The following is a 16,773-nucleotide window of genomic DNA, read 5'->3' as shown; positions in this document are numbered from 1 at the left end:
CACCGCCCTTGACCGGTACAGGAGTTGCCGGACGCCTCACGACACCGCGGGGCCGCTGAGCAAGGCGGGCGCGGCGGCCGAGAGGGTTCCCGCGACGCGGTCCCAGGTCGCGTCGTCGCGGGTGAGCGGCGGCAGGACCTCGCCCTCTCCCGTACCCCAGGCGGTGGCCAGGGCCACCGGGTCGGTGCCCGTCACCGCGCCGGCCGCGAGGGCCGCCGCGCCGAGGGCGACGAGTTCCTCGGCGGCGGGGACGACGAGGGGGCGGCCGGAGAGCCTGCGGACGGTCTCCGTCCAGGCCGCGCCGCGCGCGCCGCCCCCGATCAGGCGCAGCGGACGGTCCCGTACGGCGGGTTCCGCCGGGTCGAGGCCGCAGGCGCCGAGGAGACGGTCGAGGGCGCGCAGCACGGTGAAGGCCGCGCCTTCGTAGGCGGCGCCCAGGATCGCCCGGGGGTCGGTGCCGTGGCGGAGGCCGGTGACGAGTCCGGAGGCGTGCGGCAGGTCGGGGGTCCGTTCGCCGTCCAGGTAGGGCAGGACGACGACGCCGTCGCCGGGCCGGGCGTCCTCGCGGTCGAGGCCGAGCAAGGTGGCGAACCGGTCCACGGCGAGGGTGCAGTTGAGGGTGCAGCCGAGCGGGAGGCGGGTGCCGTCGGTGGCGGCGAAGCCGGCGAGCGCGGGGTCGGCGGGCCGGCCGCGGGTGGCGGCGAAGACGGTTCCCGAGGTGCCGAGGCTGACGACCGGGTGGTCGAGGAGTCCGGCGCCGCCGAGGCCGAGGCCGACGGCGGCGGCCATGTTGTCGCCGGTTCCCGCGGCGACGGCGACGGTACGGGGCAGCCCGAGGGCCTCGGCGGCGGCCGCGGTGAGGGTGCCGGCGCGGGTGGCGCCGCCGGGGGCGACGGTGGGCAGCAGGGCGCTGTCCAGGGCGATGAGGTCCAGGACGTCGGGGTCGTAGGCGCCGTCCCCCGGCCGGTACCAGCAGGTGCCCGAGGCGTCGCCCGGGTCGGTCACGGCGAGTCCGCAGAGGCGTTCGGTGAGGAAGTCGTGCGGGAGGCGGACGCCGGTGGCGGCCGCGGCGCTCTCCGGTTCGTGCTCGTGGAGCCACTGCCATTTGGCGGCGGTCATCGAGGCGACGGGGGCCGAGCCGGTGCGGTCGGCCCAGGCCGCGGGGCCGCCGAGGCGGGCGGCGAGGGCGGCCGCCTGAGGGGCGGAGCGGGTGTCGTTCCAGAGCAGCGCGGGCCGCAGGGGGCGCCCGTCGGCGCCGAGGGTGACGAGGCCGTGCTGCTGTCCGGCAACCGCGATGCCCGTGACGGAGGCGGCGGGGACGCCCGCGTCCCGTACCGCCGCGCGGACGGCGGTGACGAGGGCGGTCCACCACTCCTCGGGGTCGGTCTCGCGGGCCCCGGCGAAGCCGGTGACGGTGTGCGGGGCGCGGCCGGTGGCGAGGAGTTCGCCGGTGTCCGCGTCGACGGCCACGGCCTTGGTGGACTGCGTGGAGCTGTCCACGCCGATCACGACGGAGCGGCTGGTGGGCACGCCCTCACCTCATTTCTGTACGGATTCGGACAACTGGGATCAGAAGGTGTCGTGCGGGGTCATAAGGGGTCGGTTCACGGTCCGGGGCTGGCGCCGGAGTGCGTCCGTCCCGTATTAGTTATCTCAGAAAACAAATCCCGAGAGAAGGACACAACCATGCCGGATCTCTTCTCCCCCGTCCCCGAGGACCGGTTCACCTTCGGCCTGTGGACCGTCGGCTGGCAGGGCCGCGACCCCTTCGGCGAGGCGACCCGCCCCGCCCTCGACCCCGTCGAGACGGTGGAACGGCTCGCCGCGCTCGGCGCGTACGGCGTGACGTTCCACGACGACGACCTCATCCCCTTCGGCACCCCGGACGCCGAGCGCGACGCGATCGTCAAGCGCTTCCGGGCGGCCCTCGACCGCACCGGGCTCGCGGTGCCGATGGCCACCACCAACCTCTTCACGCACCCCGTCTTCAAGGACGGCGCCTTCACCGCCAACGACCGGGACGTGCGCCGCTTCGCCCTGCGCAAGACCCTCCGCAACATCGATCTCGCGGTCGAGCTCGGCGCCACCGTGTACGTCGCCTGGGGCGGCCGCGAGGGCGCGGAGTCCGGCGCCGCCAAGGACGTCCGGGTCGCGCTCGACCGGATGAAGGAGGCCTTCGACCTCCTCGGCCAGTACGTCACCGAGCAGGGCTACGACCTGCGCTTCGCCATCGAGCCGAAGCCGAACGAGCCGCGCGGCGACATCCTGCTGCCCACCATCGGGCACGCCCTGGCCTTCATCGAGCGCCTGGAGCGGCCGGAGCTCGTGGGCGTGAACCCGGAGACGGGTCACGAGCAGATGGCCGGTCTCAACTTCCCGCACGGCATCGCCCAGGCCCTGTGGGCGGGGAAGCTCTTCCACATCGACCTCAACGGTCAGTCCGGCATCAAGTACGACCAGGACTTCCGCTTCGGGGCGGGCGATCTGCGCCAGGCGTTCTGGCTGGTCGACCTCCTGGAGACGGCCGGGTACGAGGGTCCGCGCCACTTCGACTTCAAGCCGGTGCGGACGGACGGCTTCGACGGCGTGTGGGAGTCCGCGAAGAACTGCATGCGCAACTACCTGATCCTCAAGGAGCGCACGGCGGCCTTCCGCGCCGATCCCGACGTCGTCGCGGCGCTCGCCGCCTCCCGGCTCCCCGAGCTCGCCGTCCCCACGGCGGCGGACGGCCTCGCCGCGCTGCTCGCCGACCCCACGGCGTACGAGAGCTTCGACGCGGACGCGGCGGCGGCGCGCTCGATGGCCTTCGAGCAGCTGGACCAGCTGGCCCTGGAGCATCTGCTCGGCGTGCGCTGATCGCCCGCGTACCACCAAGGACCTGTCCGGAAAGTCCCGCCTTGCCTCCGGGCAGCGCTGCTTTCCGGACGGACCCTAGTGCCCGGCGAGCGTCGAGCGGCGGACGACCAGTTCCGGCTGGAGCACGACGTGCTCGTGCCGGTGGTCGGCCGCCTGCTCGCCGGTCTCCTCCAGGAGCAGTTCGGCCGCCTTCGCCCCGAGCGTGAGCGCCGGTTGCCGTACGGAGGTCAGCGGTACGGTCGCGGCCGCCGCGAACTCGATGTCGTCGTAGCCGACGATGGCCATGTCCTCCGGGACCCGGACCCCCGCCGCGTACAGCGCCTGGAGCACGCCGAGGGCCAGCAGGTCGTTGGCGCAGAAGACGGCGGTCGGACGGTCGGGGAGGCCGAGCAGCCGGGAGCCGGCATCCCGCCCCGAGGTCACGTCGAGGCGCTCGGCCGGGATGTCCCGGAGCGCCGAGGCGGGCAGTCCCGCCTCGGCGAGCGCGAGGAGGGCGCCCTCGCGCCGGTCGCGGACCTGCTGGAGGTGGGTGGGTCCGCTGACGTACGCGAAGGACCGGTGTCCCGTGGCGACGAGGTGCCGGATCGCCAGGGAGCCTCCGACGACGTCGTCGACGGAGACGGAGCAGCCGGCGCCGTCGCCCCCCACCCGGTCGACGAGCACGGACGGGATGCCGTGCCGCTGGAACTCCCGCAGGTTCGCCCCGCTGGGGTCGGCGGGGGTGACGAGGACGCCCCGGACGCGCTGTTCGGCGAAGAGGGAGAGGTAGTCGGCCTCGTCCCGGGGGTTCTGGTCGCTGTTGCAGACCATGACGCGCAGGCCGGCCGCACGCGCGGTGCGCTCGGCGCCGCGGGCGATGTCGACGAAGAAGGGGTTGCCCATGTCGAGGACGAGCAGCGCCATGATCCGGCTGCGGCCGGCCCGCAGCTGGCGGGCGGACTCGCTGCGTACGTAACCGAGGCGGGCGATGACCCGTCGTACGTGCTGGAGCGTCGCGGGCGAGACCCGGTCCGGCTGGTTGATCACGTTGGAGACGGTGCCGACGGAGACTCCGGCCTCCCGGGCCACGTCCTTGATGCCGACGTTCCCGACACTCCCCGCGCTTCCGGCGCTACCGGCACCGCCCACGTTCCCGGCGCTTCCGGGCCCTCCGCCGCTCCCGCCGTCGCCGGCCTTCCCGCCGTTCCGGGCTGTGCGCGCGGTGTCCGTCATCCGTCCCACCTGGTCCGTCCTGCCCCTGCCGCCCCGTCTGGGCGGGCTCCCGCCCCGCGTTTCATCCTATGCGGCCGCGCCGCGCCGGGCCGTCGGCCCGGATGCCCTCAGGCGAGGTGGAAGACCTCGGTCAGGGGGCGCATGGCGGCGTCGGGTGCCTGCCCGTCGAGCTCCTCGAAGAACTCCGCCATCTCGGCCTGCCAGCGGGCGTTGACCTCGGTGGCCTCCATCGCGGCCCGCGCCCGGTCGAAGTCGGGTGTCTCCAGATAGCCGACGAGGAGCCCGTCCTCGCGGAGGAACAGGGAGTAGTTGTGCCAGCCGGCGGCGGAGAGCGCCGCGAGCATGCCGTCCCAGACCTGCGTGTGGCGCTCCCGGTACTCCTCCACGCGCTCGGCCCTGACCTTGAGCAGGAAGCAGATCCGCCGCATGCACGCCCTCCGGTTATCCCGATCCGATCACTGAAATGTTTCATTTCCTGCGGGCAGGACGCTAGGGCCTTCACGAGATCACGGTCAAGAGTCTTGACGCCATCACGGACGATGGCTAGCTTCCACCGAAGACTGAATCGATTCATTTCAAGGCTCCGAGGTGAATATGCCCGACATCGCCGCCGTGAAGGCCGCACTCGCCGCGCAGCGGATCGAGACGCCCTCCTGGGGTTACGGAAACTCCGGCACCCGGTTCAAGGTGTTCGCACGGGAGGGTGTGCCGCGGACGCCGTACGAGAAGCTGGACGACGCCGCCGAGGTGCACGCGTTCACGGGCGTCGCCCCCAAGGTGTCGCTCCACATCCCGTGGGACCGGGTCGAGGACTACGCGGCCCTCGCGGCCCACGCCGAGGAGCGCGGCCTGGAGCTCGGCGCGATCAACTCCAACACCTTCCAGGACGACGACTACCGGCTCGGCAGCGTCTGCCACCCGGACGCGAAGGTCCGCCGCAAGGCCGTCGACCACCTCCTGGAGTGCGTCGGCATCATGGAGGCCACCGGTTCGGCCGATCTGAAGCTGTGGTTCGCCGACGGCACCAACTACCCCGGCCAGGACGACATCGTCGCCCGGCAGGACCGGCTGGCCGAAGCGCTCGCGGAGGTGTACGGACGCCTCGGCGACGGCCGGCGTCTGCTCCTCGAGTACAAGTTCTTCGAGCCCGCCTTCTACACCACCGACGTGCCCGACTGGGGAACCGCGTACGCCCACTGCCTCAAGCTCGGCCCGAAGGCCCAGGTCGTCGTGGACACCGGCCACCACGCCCCCGGCACCAACATCGAGTTCATCGTGGCGCTCCTGCTGAAGGAGGGGAAGCTCGGCGGCTTCGACTTCAACTCGCGCTTCTACGCCGACGACGACCTGATGGTCGGCTCGGCCGACCCCTTCCAGCTGTTCCGGATCATGCACGAGGTCTCCCGGAACGGCGGGCTGCGGCCCGAGACGAACGTGGCCTTCATGCTCGACCAGTGCCACAACATCGAGGCGAAGATCCCGGCCGTCATCCGCTCGGTGATGAACGTCCAGGAGGCCACCGCCAAGGCGCTGCTCGTCGACGGCGACGCCCTCGACGCCGCGCGGCAGGACGGTGACGTGCTCGGCGCCAACGCCGTCCTGATGGACGCGTACAACACCGACGTACGGCCCCTGCTGCGCGAACTGCGCGAGGAGCGGGGCCTCGACCCGGACCCGGTCGCCGCCTATCTCCGCTCCGGCCGGCAGGAGCGGATCGCCGCCGAACGCGTCGGCGGCCGCCAGGCCGGCTGGGGCGCCTGAACCCCGTTCCCCCGACCCCCTGACCCGTCCCCTTAAGGAATCCGTCACGTGACCACCTCCCGTCGCACGCCGCCTCCCGAAGTGCTCGCTCTCCTGGAACGCGCCCACCGGCTGGGCGCCGACCCCCGCACCACCAACTACGCGGGCGGCAACGCCTCCGCCAAGGCGTCCGTCGCCGACCCCGTGACCGGACGCCCGGCCGACCTGATGTGGGTCAAGGGCTCCGGCGGCGACCTGGGCACGCTCACCGAGGACGGGCTCGCGGTGCTCCGCCTCGACCGGCTGCGCGCGCTCGTCGACGTCTATCCGGGGGTGGAGCGCGAGGACGAGATGGTCGCCGCGTTCGACCACTGTCTGTACGGGAAGGGGGGCGCGGCCCCGTCCATCGACACCGCCATGCACGGCCTGGTGGACGCCGCCCACGTCGACCACCTGCACCCGGACGCCGGGATCGCGCTCGCCTGCGCCGCCGACGGGGAGAAGCTGACCGCCGACTGCTTCGGCGACAGCGTGGTCTGGGTGCCGTGGCGGCGGCCCGGCTTCCAGCTGGGTCTGGACATCGCCGCGGTCAAGGAGGCGAACCCGGGGGCGATCGGCTGTGTCCTCGGCGGGCACGGGATCACCGCCTGGGGCGACACCTCGGAGGAGTGCGAGCGCAACGCGCTGCACATCATCAGGACCGCCGAGTCCTTCCTCGTCGAGCGGGGCCGGCCCGAGCCCTTCGGGCCGGTGGTCGAGGGGTACGAGCCGCTCCCGGAGGACGCGCGCCGGGAGCGGGCCGCCGCCCTCGCCCCGTACGTCCGGGGTCTCGCGTCCCAGGACCACCCGCAGGTCGGTCACTTCACCGACTCCGGCGCGGTGCTCGACTTCCTGGCCCGCGCCGAACACCCGCGGCTCGCCGCCCTGGGGACGTCCTGCCCCGACCACTTCCTGCGGACCAAGGTCAGGCCGCTCGTCCTCGACCTGCCCGCCGACGTGCCGCTCGACCGTGCGGTCGCCCGGCTGCGGGAGCTGCACACCGCGTACCGCGAGGAGTACGCGGCCTACTACGCGCGGCACGCCACCGAGGACTCCCCGGCGATGCGGGGCGCCGACCCGGCGATCGTGCTCGTGCCCGGGGTCGGCATGTTCTCCTTCGGCCGGGACAAGCAGACCGCGCGCGTGGCCGGCGAGTTCTACGTCAACGCGATCAACGTGATGCGGGGGGCCGAGGCGGTCTCCTCGTACGCGCCGATCGAGGAGTCGGAGAAGTTCCGGATCGAGTACTGGGAGCTCGAGGAGGCCAAGCTGCGGCGGATGCCGAAGCCGCGACCCCTCGCCACCAGGGTGGCCCTGGTGACGGGCGCGGGCAGCGGCATCGGGCGGGCCATCGCGCACCGGCTCGCCGCCGAGGGGGCCTGTGTGGTCGTCGCCGATCTGAACGCGGCGAGCGCGGAGGCGGTCGCGGAGGAGCTCGGCGGCTCCGACCGTGCGGTGGCCGTGACGATGGACGTCACGTCGGAGGAGGCGATCACCGAGGCGTTCCGGGCGGCGCTGCTCGCCTTCGGCGGGGTCGACCTGGTCGTCAACAACGCGGGGATCTCCATCTCCAAGCCGCTCCTGGAGACCACGGCGCGGGACTGGGACCTCCAGCACGACATCATGGCCCGGGGCTCCTTCCTGGTCTCCCGGGAGGCGGCGCGGCTCATGATCGGGCAGGCGCTCGGCGGGGACATCGTCTACATCGCTTCCAAGAACGCGGTGTTCGCCGGTCCGAACAACATCGCCTACTCCGCGACCAAGGCCGACCAGGCCCATCAGGTACGCCTGCTCGCCGCCGAGTTGGGTGAGCACGGCATCCGGGTCAACGGCGTCAACCCGGACGGGGTGGTGCGCGGCTCCGGGATCTTCGCCGGCGGCTGGGGCGCGCAGCGGGCGGCGACGTACGGCATCGCGGAGGAGGAACTCGGCGCGTTCTACGCGGGGCGGACGCTGCTCAAGCGGGAGGTGCTGCCGGAGCACGTGGCCAACGCGGTCTTCGCGCTGACCGGCGGCGATCTGAGCCACACCACGGGGCTGCACGTGCCGGTGGACGCGGGTGTGGCCGCGGCCTTCCTCCGGTGAGCGGGCGTTCCTCCCCCTCCGAGGTCCCGGATCGCGGGCGCTTCTCCGAGACCCGGGATCGCGGGCACTCGTCCCGGCGCGGCCCGGATCGCGGGCGCCGGCCGCTGGATGTCTTCGCGGCGGCGGATCTGGGGGCGACGAGCGGTCGGGTGATGCTGGGCCGGGTCGGCCCCGGCCGCCTCGAACTCACCGAGGCCCACCGCTTCCCGAACACCCCGGTGCGACTGCCGGACGGGCTCCGCTGGGACGTCCTCGCGCTCTTCCAGGGCGTCCTGGACGGGCTGCGCGTCGCCGCGCGCTCCGGCGGTGTCGCCTCCGTGGGCATCGACTCCTGGGCGGTGGACTACGGGCTCCTCGACGCGGACGGCGTGCTGCTCGGCGCGCCGTTCCACTACCGCGACGGGCGCACGGAGGGCGTCGCCGAGAAGGTCCGGGAGCGGGTGGGGGCTGCGGAGCTCTACCGCGTCACCGGTCTGCAGCACCTGCCGTTCAACACGGTCTTCCAGCTCGCCTCGGCCGCCGGGAGTGCCCAACTGGGTGCCGCGCGGACGCTGTTGCTGATGCCGGACCTGCTCGTCCACTGGCTGACCGGGACGATCGGCGCCGAGGAGACGAACGCCTCCACCACGGGCCTCTTCGACGCGCGGGCGGGCGGCTGGTCCTCCGGGCTGCTCGACCGGCTCGCGATCGACCCCGGTCTGCTGCCGCCGCTGCGGGCCCCCGGCGACCCGGCGGGTGTGCTCCTTCCGCACGTCGCCGAGTACACCGGGCTCGACGCGGGGACGCCGGTGACGACGGTCGCCTCGCACGACACCGCGTCGGCGGTGGTGGCCCTCCCCGCCGTGGACCGGGACTTCGCCTATCTGTCCTGCGGTACGTGGTCGCTCGCCGGTCTCGAGCTGGAGTCCCCGGTACTGACGGAGGAGGCCAGGGCGGCCGGCTTCACCAACGAGCGCGGGATCGACGGCACCGTCCGCTTCCTGCGCAACATCATGGGCCTGTGGCTCCTGGAGGAGTGCCGCCGCACCTGGGAGCGGCAGGGGCGGCCGGCCGGGTTCGACGAGCTGCTCGCGGCGGCCGCGCGCGCGGAGCCGTTCGCGTCCTTCGTCGACCCGGACGCGCCGGAGTTCCTGGCCCCCGGCGATGTGCCGGAGCGGATACGGGCGTACTGCCGCCGCACCGGGCAGCCCGTGCCCGAGGAGCCGGGGGCGGTGGTCCGCTGTGTCCTGGAGAGTCTGGCGCTCGCCCACCGGAGGGCCCTGCGGCAGGCGGCCGCGCTCGCGGGCCGGGAGATCGGCCGGGTCCATCTGGTGGGCGGCGGAGCGCGGAACGCGCTGCTCTGCCAGCTGACGGCGGACGCCACCGGGCTTCCCGTCGTCGCGGGCCCCGTCGAGGCCACGGCTCTCGGGAACGTCCTCGTCCAGGCCCGCGCCGCCGGGCTCGTCGGCGACCTCTCCTCGATGCGGCGGCTCGTCGCGGGCACCCAGCCCCTGCGACACTACGTACCCCGCGAGGATCACCGCTCCGGCGCCGCCTGGGACGCGGCCGCCGCCCGACTCGAACCGTCTCCGAGGAACCCGTGATGCGTGTCGCCCTCTTCGTCACCTGCGTCAACGACGCCGTCTTCCCCGCGACGGGGGTGGCCACCGTCCGGGTCCTCGAACGGCTCGGCGTGGAGGTCGACTTCCCCGCGGCGCAGACCTGCTGCGGGCAGCCCCAGTTCAACACCGGCTACCGGGCGGAGACGGCGCCCCTCGTACGGCGCACGGTCCGGGCCTTCGAGGGGTACGACCATGTGGTCACCCCCTCCGGTTCGTGCGCGGCGATGGTGCGCCACCACTACGCGTCGTTCGGCGCGGAGGCGGCGGGTCTGGGGCCGCGGGTGTACGAGCTGACGGAGTTCCTGGTGGACGTGCTCGGCGTGACGGACGTCGGCGCGTACTTCCCGCACCGGGTGACGTACCACCCGTCCTGTCACGGGCTGCGGCTCCTCGGTCTCGGGGAGCGGCCGCGGCGGCTCCTGGAGGCGGTGAAGGGCCTGGAGCTCGTGGAGCTGCCGGGTGCGGAGGAGTGCTGCGGCTTCGGCGGCACGTTCGCGGTGAAGAACCCGGACGTGTCGGCGGCGATGGGCGCCGACAAGATCACGAACGCGCTGTCCACGGGGGCCGAGATCCTGTGCGGCGCGGACAACTCCTGCCTGCTGCACGTGGGAGGCATGCTGAGCCGCCGGGGCGCGCCGCTGCGCGCGGTACACCTGGCGGACATCCTGGCGAGCACGGAAGAGGAACCCTGGTCGTGAGCGGAACCTTTGTGGGCATGCCGGCCTTTCCCGAGGCGGCGCGGACGGCCGTCGGCGACACGACGCTCCGGGCGAACCTGCGGCACGCGACCCACACCATCCGGGACAAGCGGGCGCGTGCGGTGGCCGAGCTGGACGACTGGGCCGAGCTGCGCGAGGCGGGGAAGGCGATCAAGGACCGGACGCTCCGTCAGCTCGACACGTACCTCCTCCAGTTGGAGGAGGCGGTGACGGCGGCGGGCGGCACCGTGCACTGGGCGGCGGACGCGACGGAGGCGAACCGGATCGTCACCGACCTCGTGCGGGCCACCGGTGAGACGGAGGTCGTGAAGGTCAAGTCGATGGCGACGCAGGAGATCGGCCTGAACGAGCATCTGGAGGCCGAGGGGATCTCCGCGTACGAGACGGATCTCGCGGAGCTGATCGTGCAGCTCGGCGAGGACCGCCCGTCGCACATCCTGGTGCCCGCCATCCACCGCAACCGAGGCGAGATCCGCGACATCTTCCGCGACAGGATGGCGAGTTGGGGCCGTCCGGCGCCGGAGGGTCTGAGCGACACCCCGGCCGAGCTCGCCGAGGCGGCCCGGCTGCACCTGCGGGAGAAGTTCCTGCGCGCCAAGGTCGGCGTGTCGGGGGCGAACTTCATGGTCGCCGAGACCGGGACCCTCGTCGTCGTCGAGTCCGAGGGCAACGGGCGCATGTGCCTGACGCTGCCCGAGACCCTCATCTCCGTCGTGGGCATCGAGAAGGTCGTGCCGACCTGGCGGGACCTGGAGGTCTTCCTCCAGACCCTCCCCCGCTCCTCGACGGCCGAGCGGATGAACCCGTACACGAGCACCTGGACCGGCACCACCGACGAGGACGGGCCGCGCGCCTTCCACCTCGTGCTCCTCGACAACGGGCGCACCGACGCCCTCGCCGACGAGGTGGGCCGGCAGGCGCTGCGCTGCATCCGCTGCTCGGCCTGTCTCAACGTCTGCCCGGTGTACGAGCGGGCCGGCGGGCACGCGTACGGCTCGGTCTACCCCGGCCCCATCGGCGCCATCCTCACCCCCCAACTGCGGGGCACGGTCAGTGAGATCGACGCCTCCCTGCCGTACGCCTCCTCGCTGTGCGGTGCCTGTTACGAGGTGTGTCCGGTGGCCATCGACATCCCCGAGGTCCTGGTGCATCTGCGCGGACGGATCGCCGAGGAGGGCGGGAAGGGGCACCGTCTGGAGCGGGCGGCGATCAAGGCGTCCACCTGGGTCCTCGACCGTCCGGCCGCGCTCGCGGCGGGCGAGCGGCTGGCGTCGGCCACGCGGGCGCTGCACCCGAAGCGGCTGCCGGGGCCCGGCGCCCGCCAGTGGTCCGAGCACCGGAACCTGCCCGAACTGCCCGCCGAACCGTTCCGCGACTGGTGGAAGAAGAACCGCACATGACACCGCAGCCCTCCGGCCGTGACCGGATCCTCGCCCGGGTCCGGGCCGCCGTCGCGGACGCGCCGGAAGCCCCGGACGTCGCCCGCGCCTACCGGTCGCGCCACAGCACGGCCGACGCCGACGGCCTGCTCGACCTCCTGCACGAGAACCTCGCCGACTACCGCGCCCATGTCCACCGGACGGCGCCCGACGGTCTGCCCGGCCTGCTCGCCCGGCTCCTCGCCGAGCGCGGCGCCCGTAGTGTCGTCGTACCGCCCGGCCTGCCCGAGGGATGGCTCGCCGCGACCGGGGCGGAGCCGCTGACCGACACGCCGCGCCTGACCCCGTACGAACTGGACGCCGCCGACGCCGTGGTGACGGGTTGCGCCCTCGCGATCGCCGAGACCGGCACGATCGTCCTGGACGGCGGCCCGGGGCAGGGCCGTCGCGCCCTCACCCTCGTCCCCGATCTGCACGTCTGTGTCGTCGGGGCGCCGGAGCAGGTGGTGGCCTCGGTGCCGGAGGCGCTGCCCCGGCTCGACCCGGGTCGCCCGCTCACCTGGATCTCCGGCCCGTCGGCGACGAGCGACATCGAGCTCGACCGGGTCGAGGGCGTCCACGGGCCCCGGACGCTCGTCGTCGTCCTGGTGACCGGCGGCTGACACGACGGAGGAGCGGCCGGTCCCCGAGGGGGCCGACCGCTCCTCTTCCGTGACGACTCGCGGTGGCCGGTCGCTACGCGGATTCCCTGCGGACGAGTTCCGTCGGCAGGATCACCGCGGACGGCTCCTCGCCCGCGATCCGGGCGAGCAGCATCCGCACCATCTCGGAGCTGATCCGGTCCCACGGCTGCCGGATGGTGGTGAGCGAGGGCCGGGAGGACAGGGCCGCCGGGGAGTCGTCGAAGCCGCCCACGGCGATGTCCTCGGGCACGCTCCGGTCCGCGCGGGCGAGGGTGTTGAGGACGCCCTGTGCCATCAGGTCGGAGGCGACGAACACGGCGTCGATGTCCGGGGCGCGGTCGAGGAGGGCGCGGGCCGCGTCCTCGCCGCTGGCCCGGCTGTAGTCGCCCGTGGCGATCAGCGTCTCGTCGACCGGAAGGCCGCACTCGGCGAGCGTCTCGCGGTAGCCGGCGAGGCGTTCCACTCCGCCGGGGGTGTCGAGCGGTCCGGTGACGGTGGCGATCCGGCGGCGGCCCGAGGCGTACAGATGGCGGACCATGTCGCGGGCGCCGTCGCGGTCGTCGGCCGCGACGTAGCCGATCTTGGCGGACTGGCCGAGCGGCTTGCCGCAGGCGACGACGGGGACGCCGGCCTCCTCGAGCCGGGCCACCACGGGGTCGCCGGAGTGGCTGGAGACGAGGAGGACGCCGTCGACGTGGCCGGCCTCGATGTAGCGGAGGTTGCGGCGGCGCTCGTCCTCGGTGCCCGCGATCATCAGGAGCAGGGGGATGTCCTGGGCCGCGAGCGCCTGGGTGCAGGCGCGGAGCAGCACGTTGAAGTTGGGGTCCTCGAAGAAGCGCTCCTGCGGTTCGGTGAGGAGGAAGGCGACGGAGTCGGACTTGCCGGTGATCAGCGAGCGGGCGTGCCGGTTGACGACATAGCCCGTTCTTCGGATCGCGGCGTCGACGGCCGCCTTCGCCGTCGGGCTGACGTAGTGGCCGCCGTTGAGGACACGGGAGACGGTGCCGCGCGATACCCCGGCCTCGCGGGCCACGTCGTGGATGGTCGCCGGGCGGCGCCTGCTCGCTGCTGTGCTCATTCTGTGTGTTTCCCCTTATCCCCTGTGCTCAGGACTTTACGGCGCCGGAGAGCAGGTCGAGGCTCCAGAAGCGCTGGATGACGAGGAACAGGGCGATGAGCGGGACGATGGCGAGGAGCGCGCCGGTGATCACGAGGTTGTAGAGCGAGGGCTGGCTCGCGCCCTGCTTGAGGAGGGTGAACAGGCCGACGGTCATGGGGAACTTCTCGTCGTCGCCGAGCATGATGAACGGCAGCAGGAAGTTGTTCCAGATGGCGACGAACTGGAAGAGGAAGATCGTCACCAGGCCGGGGGACATCATCGGTACGGCGATGCGCAGGAAGATCCGCCACTCTCCGGCACCGTCCATGCGGCCCGCCTCGACGAGCTCCATGGGGATGGCGGCCTGGGCGTAGATGCGGCCGAGGTAGACGCCGTACGGGGAGAGGATCAGCGGCAGCAGCACGGAGGCGTACGTGTCCGTGAGGTCGGCCTCGGCCATGAGGAGGTACTGCGGGATGGCGAGGATGACCGGGGGCATGAGGACGCCGGTGAGCATGATGTTGAAGAAGGCCTCGCGCCCGCGGAAGCGGTAGACGGCGAGGGCGTATCCGGCGAACGCGGAGACGACGGTGGACAGGACGGCGCCGAGTCCCGCGTAGAGGACCGAGTTGCCCATCCAGCGCCAGTAGATGCCCTCGCGGTAGGCGGTGAGGTCGGAGACGTTGTCGCCGAGGCCGGTGCCGGGGAGGAAGGTGAAGGTGGAGAAGAGGTCGGAGGCCGGTTTGGTGGCGGCGACCAGGACCCAGGCGACCGGCAGGAGGCAGTAGAGCGCGCCCAGGACGAGGGCGGCGGTGGGCAGCAGGGCGGTGCGGCGCGGGGCGGGAGGGCCCTGCGGGACGCCGGGGGTGGTGCCGGCGGCCGGGGCGCCCCTGCGGACGGTCGGGGAGGCGAGCCCGGTCATCGGGTTGCTCCTTGTGTGGTGCGGCGGTTGGAGATCCTGAGGAGGGCGAAGGAGAGCGCGAAGGTGGCCAGGGCGAGCACGACGGCGGTGGCCGACGCGGCGTAGATGTTCCCTCCGGTGAAGGCGTCGCTGTAGACCTTCATGAGGGGGCTCCAGGTGCTCGGGATGCCGTTGGTGAGCGGCTTGAGCGTCATGGGTTCGTTGAAGACCTGGAGGGTCGCGATGATCGAGAAGAAGAAGGTGAGCACCAGGGAGGGGACCACCATCGGGATCTTGACGCGGAGCGCGATCTGGAGCTCGGAGCAGCCGTCGAGCTTGGCCGCCTCGTACACCTCGGCGGGCAGGGAACGCAGCGCGGTGTAGATGACGATCATGTTGAAGCCGGTGCCGCCCCAGACGGCGATGTTGGACATCGCGAGGTAGAGCGGTCCGCCGTCCATGAGGTCGGGCTGCGGCAGGCCGGCCTTCTCCAGGAGGAAGTGGAAGGGGCTGACGTCCGGGAGGTAGAGGAAGCCCCAGAGGACGGCCGCGATGACGCCGGGCACCGCGTACGGGAGGAAGATCGCGAGCCGGGCGAAGGAGCGGGCGCGGACGCGCTCGGAGTCGAGCAGGAGCGCGAAGAACAGGGCGAGGCCGAGCATCACGGGAACGACGATCGCGCCGTAGCCGAGGACGCGCAGCGAGCTGCCGAGGAGCTCGGAGTCGGTGAGCGCGGAGGTGTAGTTCTCCAGGCCGGCCCAGACCTCGGTCTTGGCGCCCTTGCCGAGGCCGAGTCCCTTGATCTGGACCTTGTGGAAGCTGAGCCAGAGGGCGTAGCCGATGGGCAGGGCGAAGAAGAGGACGAAGAGGACGCCGGCGGGGAGGAGGAAGCCGTACGGGGCCGTCTTGACCCCGTACGACCTGCGTGCGCCCTTGGGGGGCTGCGTCACTTGGCGACCTCGAAGCCCTGCTTCGCCAGGTCGGCGACGGTGGCCGTCTGGACCTTGCCGAGTGCGGTGTCGAAGCCGGACTTGGCCTTGGCGGCCTTGCCGAACTCGTCCTTGAAGGAGGTGTAGGCGACGTTCACGTTGGGGCCCCAGGCGGCCGGCGCGGTGGTCTTCGCCATCTCGGCGGCGCGGGTGTAGAAGTCGGCCTGGTTCGGGAAGAACGCCGGCGGCTTGGCGAGGGCGCCGCTGGTCTGGGCGGCGGTGGCCGCCGGGTAGATGCCGCTCTCCCGCACCAGGGCCTCCAGGGCCTTGGGGTCGGTGTTCAGCCAGGTGGCGAACTGCGCGGCGGCCTCCTTGTGCGGGGAGTCCGTGGTGACGGCCGTGGAGGAGCCGCCCCAGCTGCCGGTGGCGGTCTCGCCCTTGTTCCACTGCGGGAGCGGGGCCACGGCCCACTTGCCCTTGGTGTCGGGGGCGGCGGTGGTCAGGGTGCCGGGGGCCCACACGGCGCTGACCCAGCCGATCTGCTCGCCGGTGTTGAGGGCCTTGTTCCAGGCGGGGGTGTACATCGGCTGGTTGTCGACGGCGCCCTCGGCGACCAGGCCGCCCCAGAAGTCGGTGACCTTCTTGGTGGCGGCGTCGTCGATGCCGACCTTCCAGGTGTCGCCCTCGAAGGTCCACCACTTGGCGCCGGCCTGCTGGGAGAGGCCGGCGAAGAGGCCGGCGTCGTTGGCGGAGAAGGTGGTCAGGGACTTCTTCGGGTCCTTCTTCTTCACGGCGCGGGCGGTCTCGGCGAACTCGGCCCAGGTGGTGGGGACGGTCAGGCCGTACTGCTTGAACAGGTCCTCGCGGTAGAAGAACATCAGCGGGCCGGAGTCCTGGGGCAGCGCGTAGACGGCCTCGCTCCCGAAGGTGGTCTGCTGCCAGATGCCGGGGGCGAACTTGTCCTTGACGCCGGCGACGTGGGGGGCGATGTCCGCGAGGGCGTCGTTGGAGACCAGGGTGGGCAGCGCCTGGTATTCGGCCTGGACGAGGTCCGGTCCCTTGTGCGCCTTGGCGGCGGTGATGATCTTGGTGACCAGGTCGTCGCCGGAGGCCTGCTTCTGCACCGTCACCTGGATCTCGGGGTGCTCGGCGTTCCAGAGGGCGGCGACCTTGTCCATGCCGGGCGCCCAGGCCCAGTAGGTGAGCTTGACGGGGCCGGATCCGGCGCCCGCCTTGTCGCCGGAGTCGGATCCACAGGCGGTGAGAGCGGTGGCGCCGAGGAGGACGGCGGTGGCGGCGGCGAGGCTGCGGCGCATCGTGTGGGGCATGGGGTACTTCTCCCTGACCGAAAGGGGCCCCTCCCTCGAACGGAGAGGCCGGCCATGCATCTGTGAGCGTTCACAGTAGAGAAACGTTCCGGACACTTGTCAATGGTTGTTCCTGTGCGGTTATGTTGCGTTGCCACATCGAGATCAGGTGTGTGCACGTTCCCAACCGAACAAAGCTTTCATCGTTCGAGGTTTCAGGAGA

Annotated in this window: 14 protein-coding genes; 7 read left to right on the top strand and 7 right to left on the bottom strand. The window is 72.4% G+C overall.

All coding sequences use genetic code 11. The features are described 5' to 3' along the window. Nucleotides 1-36 precede the first annotated feature (36 nt). On the bottom strand, nt 37-1,530 hold the full coding sequence (gene xylB, locus ACZ4VK_RS18870; RefSeq protein ID WP_468353486.1) for a xylulokinase: 1,494 nt from the start codon (nt 1,528-1,530) through the stop codon (nt 37-39). A gap of 156 nt (nt 1,531-1,686) precedes the next feature. Here xylB and xylA point away from each other — a divergent pair, with 156 nt between their 5' ends. Next, the gene (gene xylA / locus ACZ4VK_RS18865) at nt 1,687-2,856 is read left to right on the top strand and encodes a xylose isomerase (RefSeq protein ID WP_468353485.1); all 1,170 of its coding nucleotides are present in this window, start codon (nt 1,687-1,689) and stop codon (nt 2,854-2,856) included. A 75-nt stretch (nt 2,857-2,931) separates the two neighbouring features. Here the strand turns inward: xylA and ACZ4VK_RS18860 are convergent, their stop codons facing one another. Then, nucleotides 2,932-4,068 (bottom strand): LacI family DNA-binding transcriptional regulator, encoded by a 1,137-nt coding sequence (locus ACZ4VK_RS18860; RefSeq protein WP_468353484.1) that lies wholly within the window; start codon nt 4,066-4,068, stop codon nt 2,932-2,934. A gap of 107 nt (nt 4,069-4,175) precedes the next feature. After that, entirely contained in the window at nt 4,176-4,496 is a 321-nt protein-coding gene (locus ACZ4VK_RS18855; RefSeq protein ID WP_468353483.1) for an L-rhamnose mutarotase, read from the bottom strand. A gap of 166 nt (nt 4,497-4,662) precedes the next feature. Between ACZ4VK_RS18855 and rhaI the strand changes: the two genes are divergently transcribed. From rhaI to ACZ4VK_RS18825, 6 genes are all read left to right on the top strand, one after another. After that, a complete protein-coding gene (gene rhaI, locus ACZ4VK_RS18850) occupies nt 4,663-5,829 on the top strand; it encodes an L-rhamnose isomerase (RefSeq protein WP_468353482.1) in 1,167 nt (388 codons plus the stop codon). Between the two features lie 48 nt (nt 5,830-5,877). After that, complete coding sequence (locus ACZ4VK_RS18845) at nt 5,878-7,932, top strand: bifunctional aldolase/short-chain dehydrogenase (RefSeq protein ID WP_468353481.1); 2,055 nt, start codon at nt 5,878-5,880, stop codon at nt 7,930-7,932. 152 nt (nt 7,933-8,084) lie between these two features. Next, a complete protein-coding gene (locus ACZ4VK_RS18840) occupies nt 8,085-9,515 on the top strand; it encodes a rhamnulokinase (RefSeq protein ID WP_468353480.1) in 1,431 nt (476 codons plus the stop codon). Beyond that, nucleotides 9,515-10,231, top strand: coding sequence for a (Fe-S)-binding protein (locus ACZ4VK_RS18835; RefSeq protein WP_468353479.1), 717 nt, complete (start codon nt 9,515-9,517; stop codon nt 10,229-10,231). Before ACZ4VK_RS18840 ends, ACZ4VK_RS18835 begins: the two co-directional genes overlap by 1 nt. After that, complete coding sequence (locus ACZ4VK_RS18830; protein WP_468353478.1) at nt 10,228-11,652, top strand: LutB/LldF family L-lactate oxidation iron-sulfur protein; 1,425 nt, start codon at nt 10,228-10,230, stop codon at nt 11,650-11,652. The genes ACZ4VK_RS18835 and ACZ4VK_RS18830 overlap by 4 nt, the downstream gene beginning before the upstream one ends. Continuing rightward, nucleotides 11,649-12,293, top strand: a complete 645-nt coding sequence (locus ACZ4VK_RS18825) for a LutC/YkgG family protein (RefSeq protein ID WP_468353477.1) — start codon at nt 11,649-11,651, stop codon at nt 12,291-12,293. The genes ACZ4VK_RS18830 and ACZ4VK_RS18825 overlap by 4 nt, the downstream gene beginning before the upstream one ends. Before the next feature lie 73 nt (nt 12,294-12,366). Here ACZ4VK_RS18825 and ACZ4VK_RS18820 read toward each other — a convergent pair whose 3' ends face one another. The 4 genes from ACZ4VK_RS18820 to ACZ4VK_RS18805 are packed head-to-tail and all read right to left on the bottom strand — an operon-like array spanning nt 12,367 to nt 16,571. Next, nucleotides 12,367-13,392: a LacI family DNA-binding transcriptional regulator gene (locus ACZ4VK_RS18820; protein ID WP_468353476.1), complete on the bottom strand. Its 1,026-nt coding sequence runs from the start codon at nt 13,390-13,392 to the stop codon at nt 12,367-12,369. A 28-nt stretch (nt 13,393-13,420) separates the two neighbouring features. Continuing rightward, entirely contained in the window at nt 13,421-14,335 is a 915-nt protein-coding gene (locus ACZ4VK_RS18815; RefSeq protein ID WP_468353475.1) for a carbohydrate ABC transporter permease, read from the bottom strand. Next, a complete protein-coding gene (locus ACZ4VK_RS18810) occupies nt 14,332-15,264 on the bottom strand; it encodes a carbohydrate ABC transporter permease (RefSeq protein ID WP_468353474.1) in 933 nt (310 codons plus the stop codon). Before ACZ4VK_RS18810 ends, ACZ4VK_RS18815 begins: the two co-directional genes overlap by 4 nt. Continuing rightward, nucleotides 15,261-16,571: an ABC transporter substrate-binding protein gene (locus ACZ4VK_RS18805; protein ID WP_468353473.1), complete on the bottom strand. Its 1,311-nt coding sequence runs from the start codon at nt 16,569-16,571 to the stop codon at nt 15,261-15,263. The genes ACZ4VK_RS18810 and ACZ4VK_RS18805 overlap by 4 nt, the downstream gene beginning before the upstream one ends. Nucleotides 16,572-16,773 lie beyond the last annotated feature (202 nt).

This window comes from Streptomyces sp. NPDC028711 (genome assembly GCF_055565415.1).
Note: the sequence above shows the minus strand (reverse complement) of the source record. Positions and strands in the feature narration are given on the sequence as shown.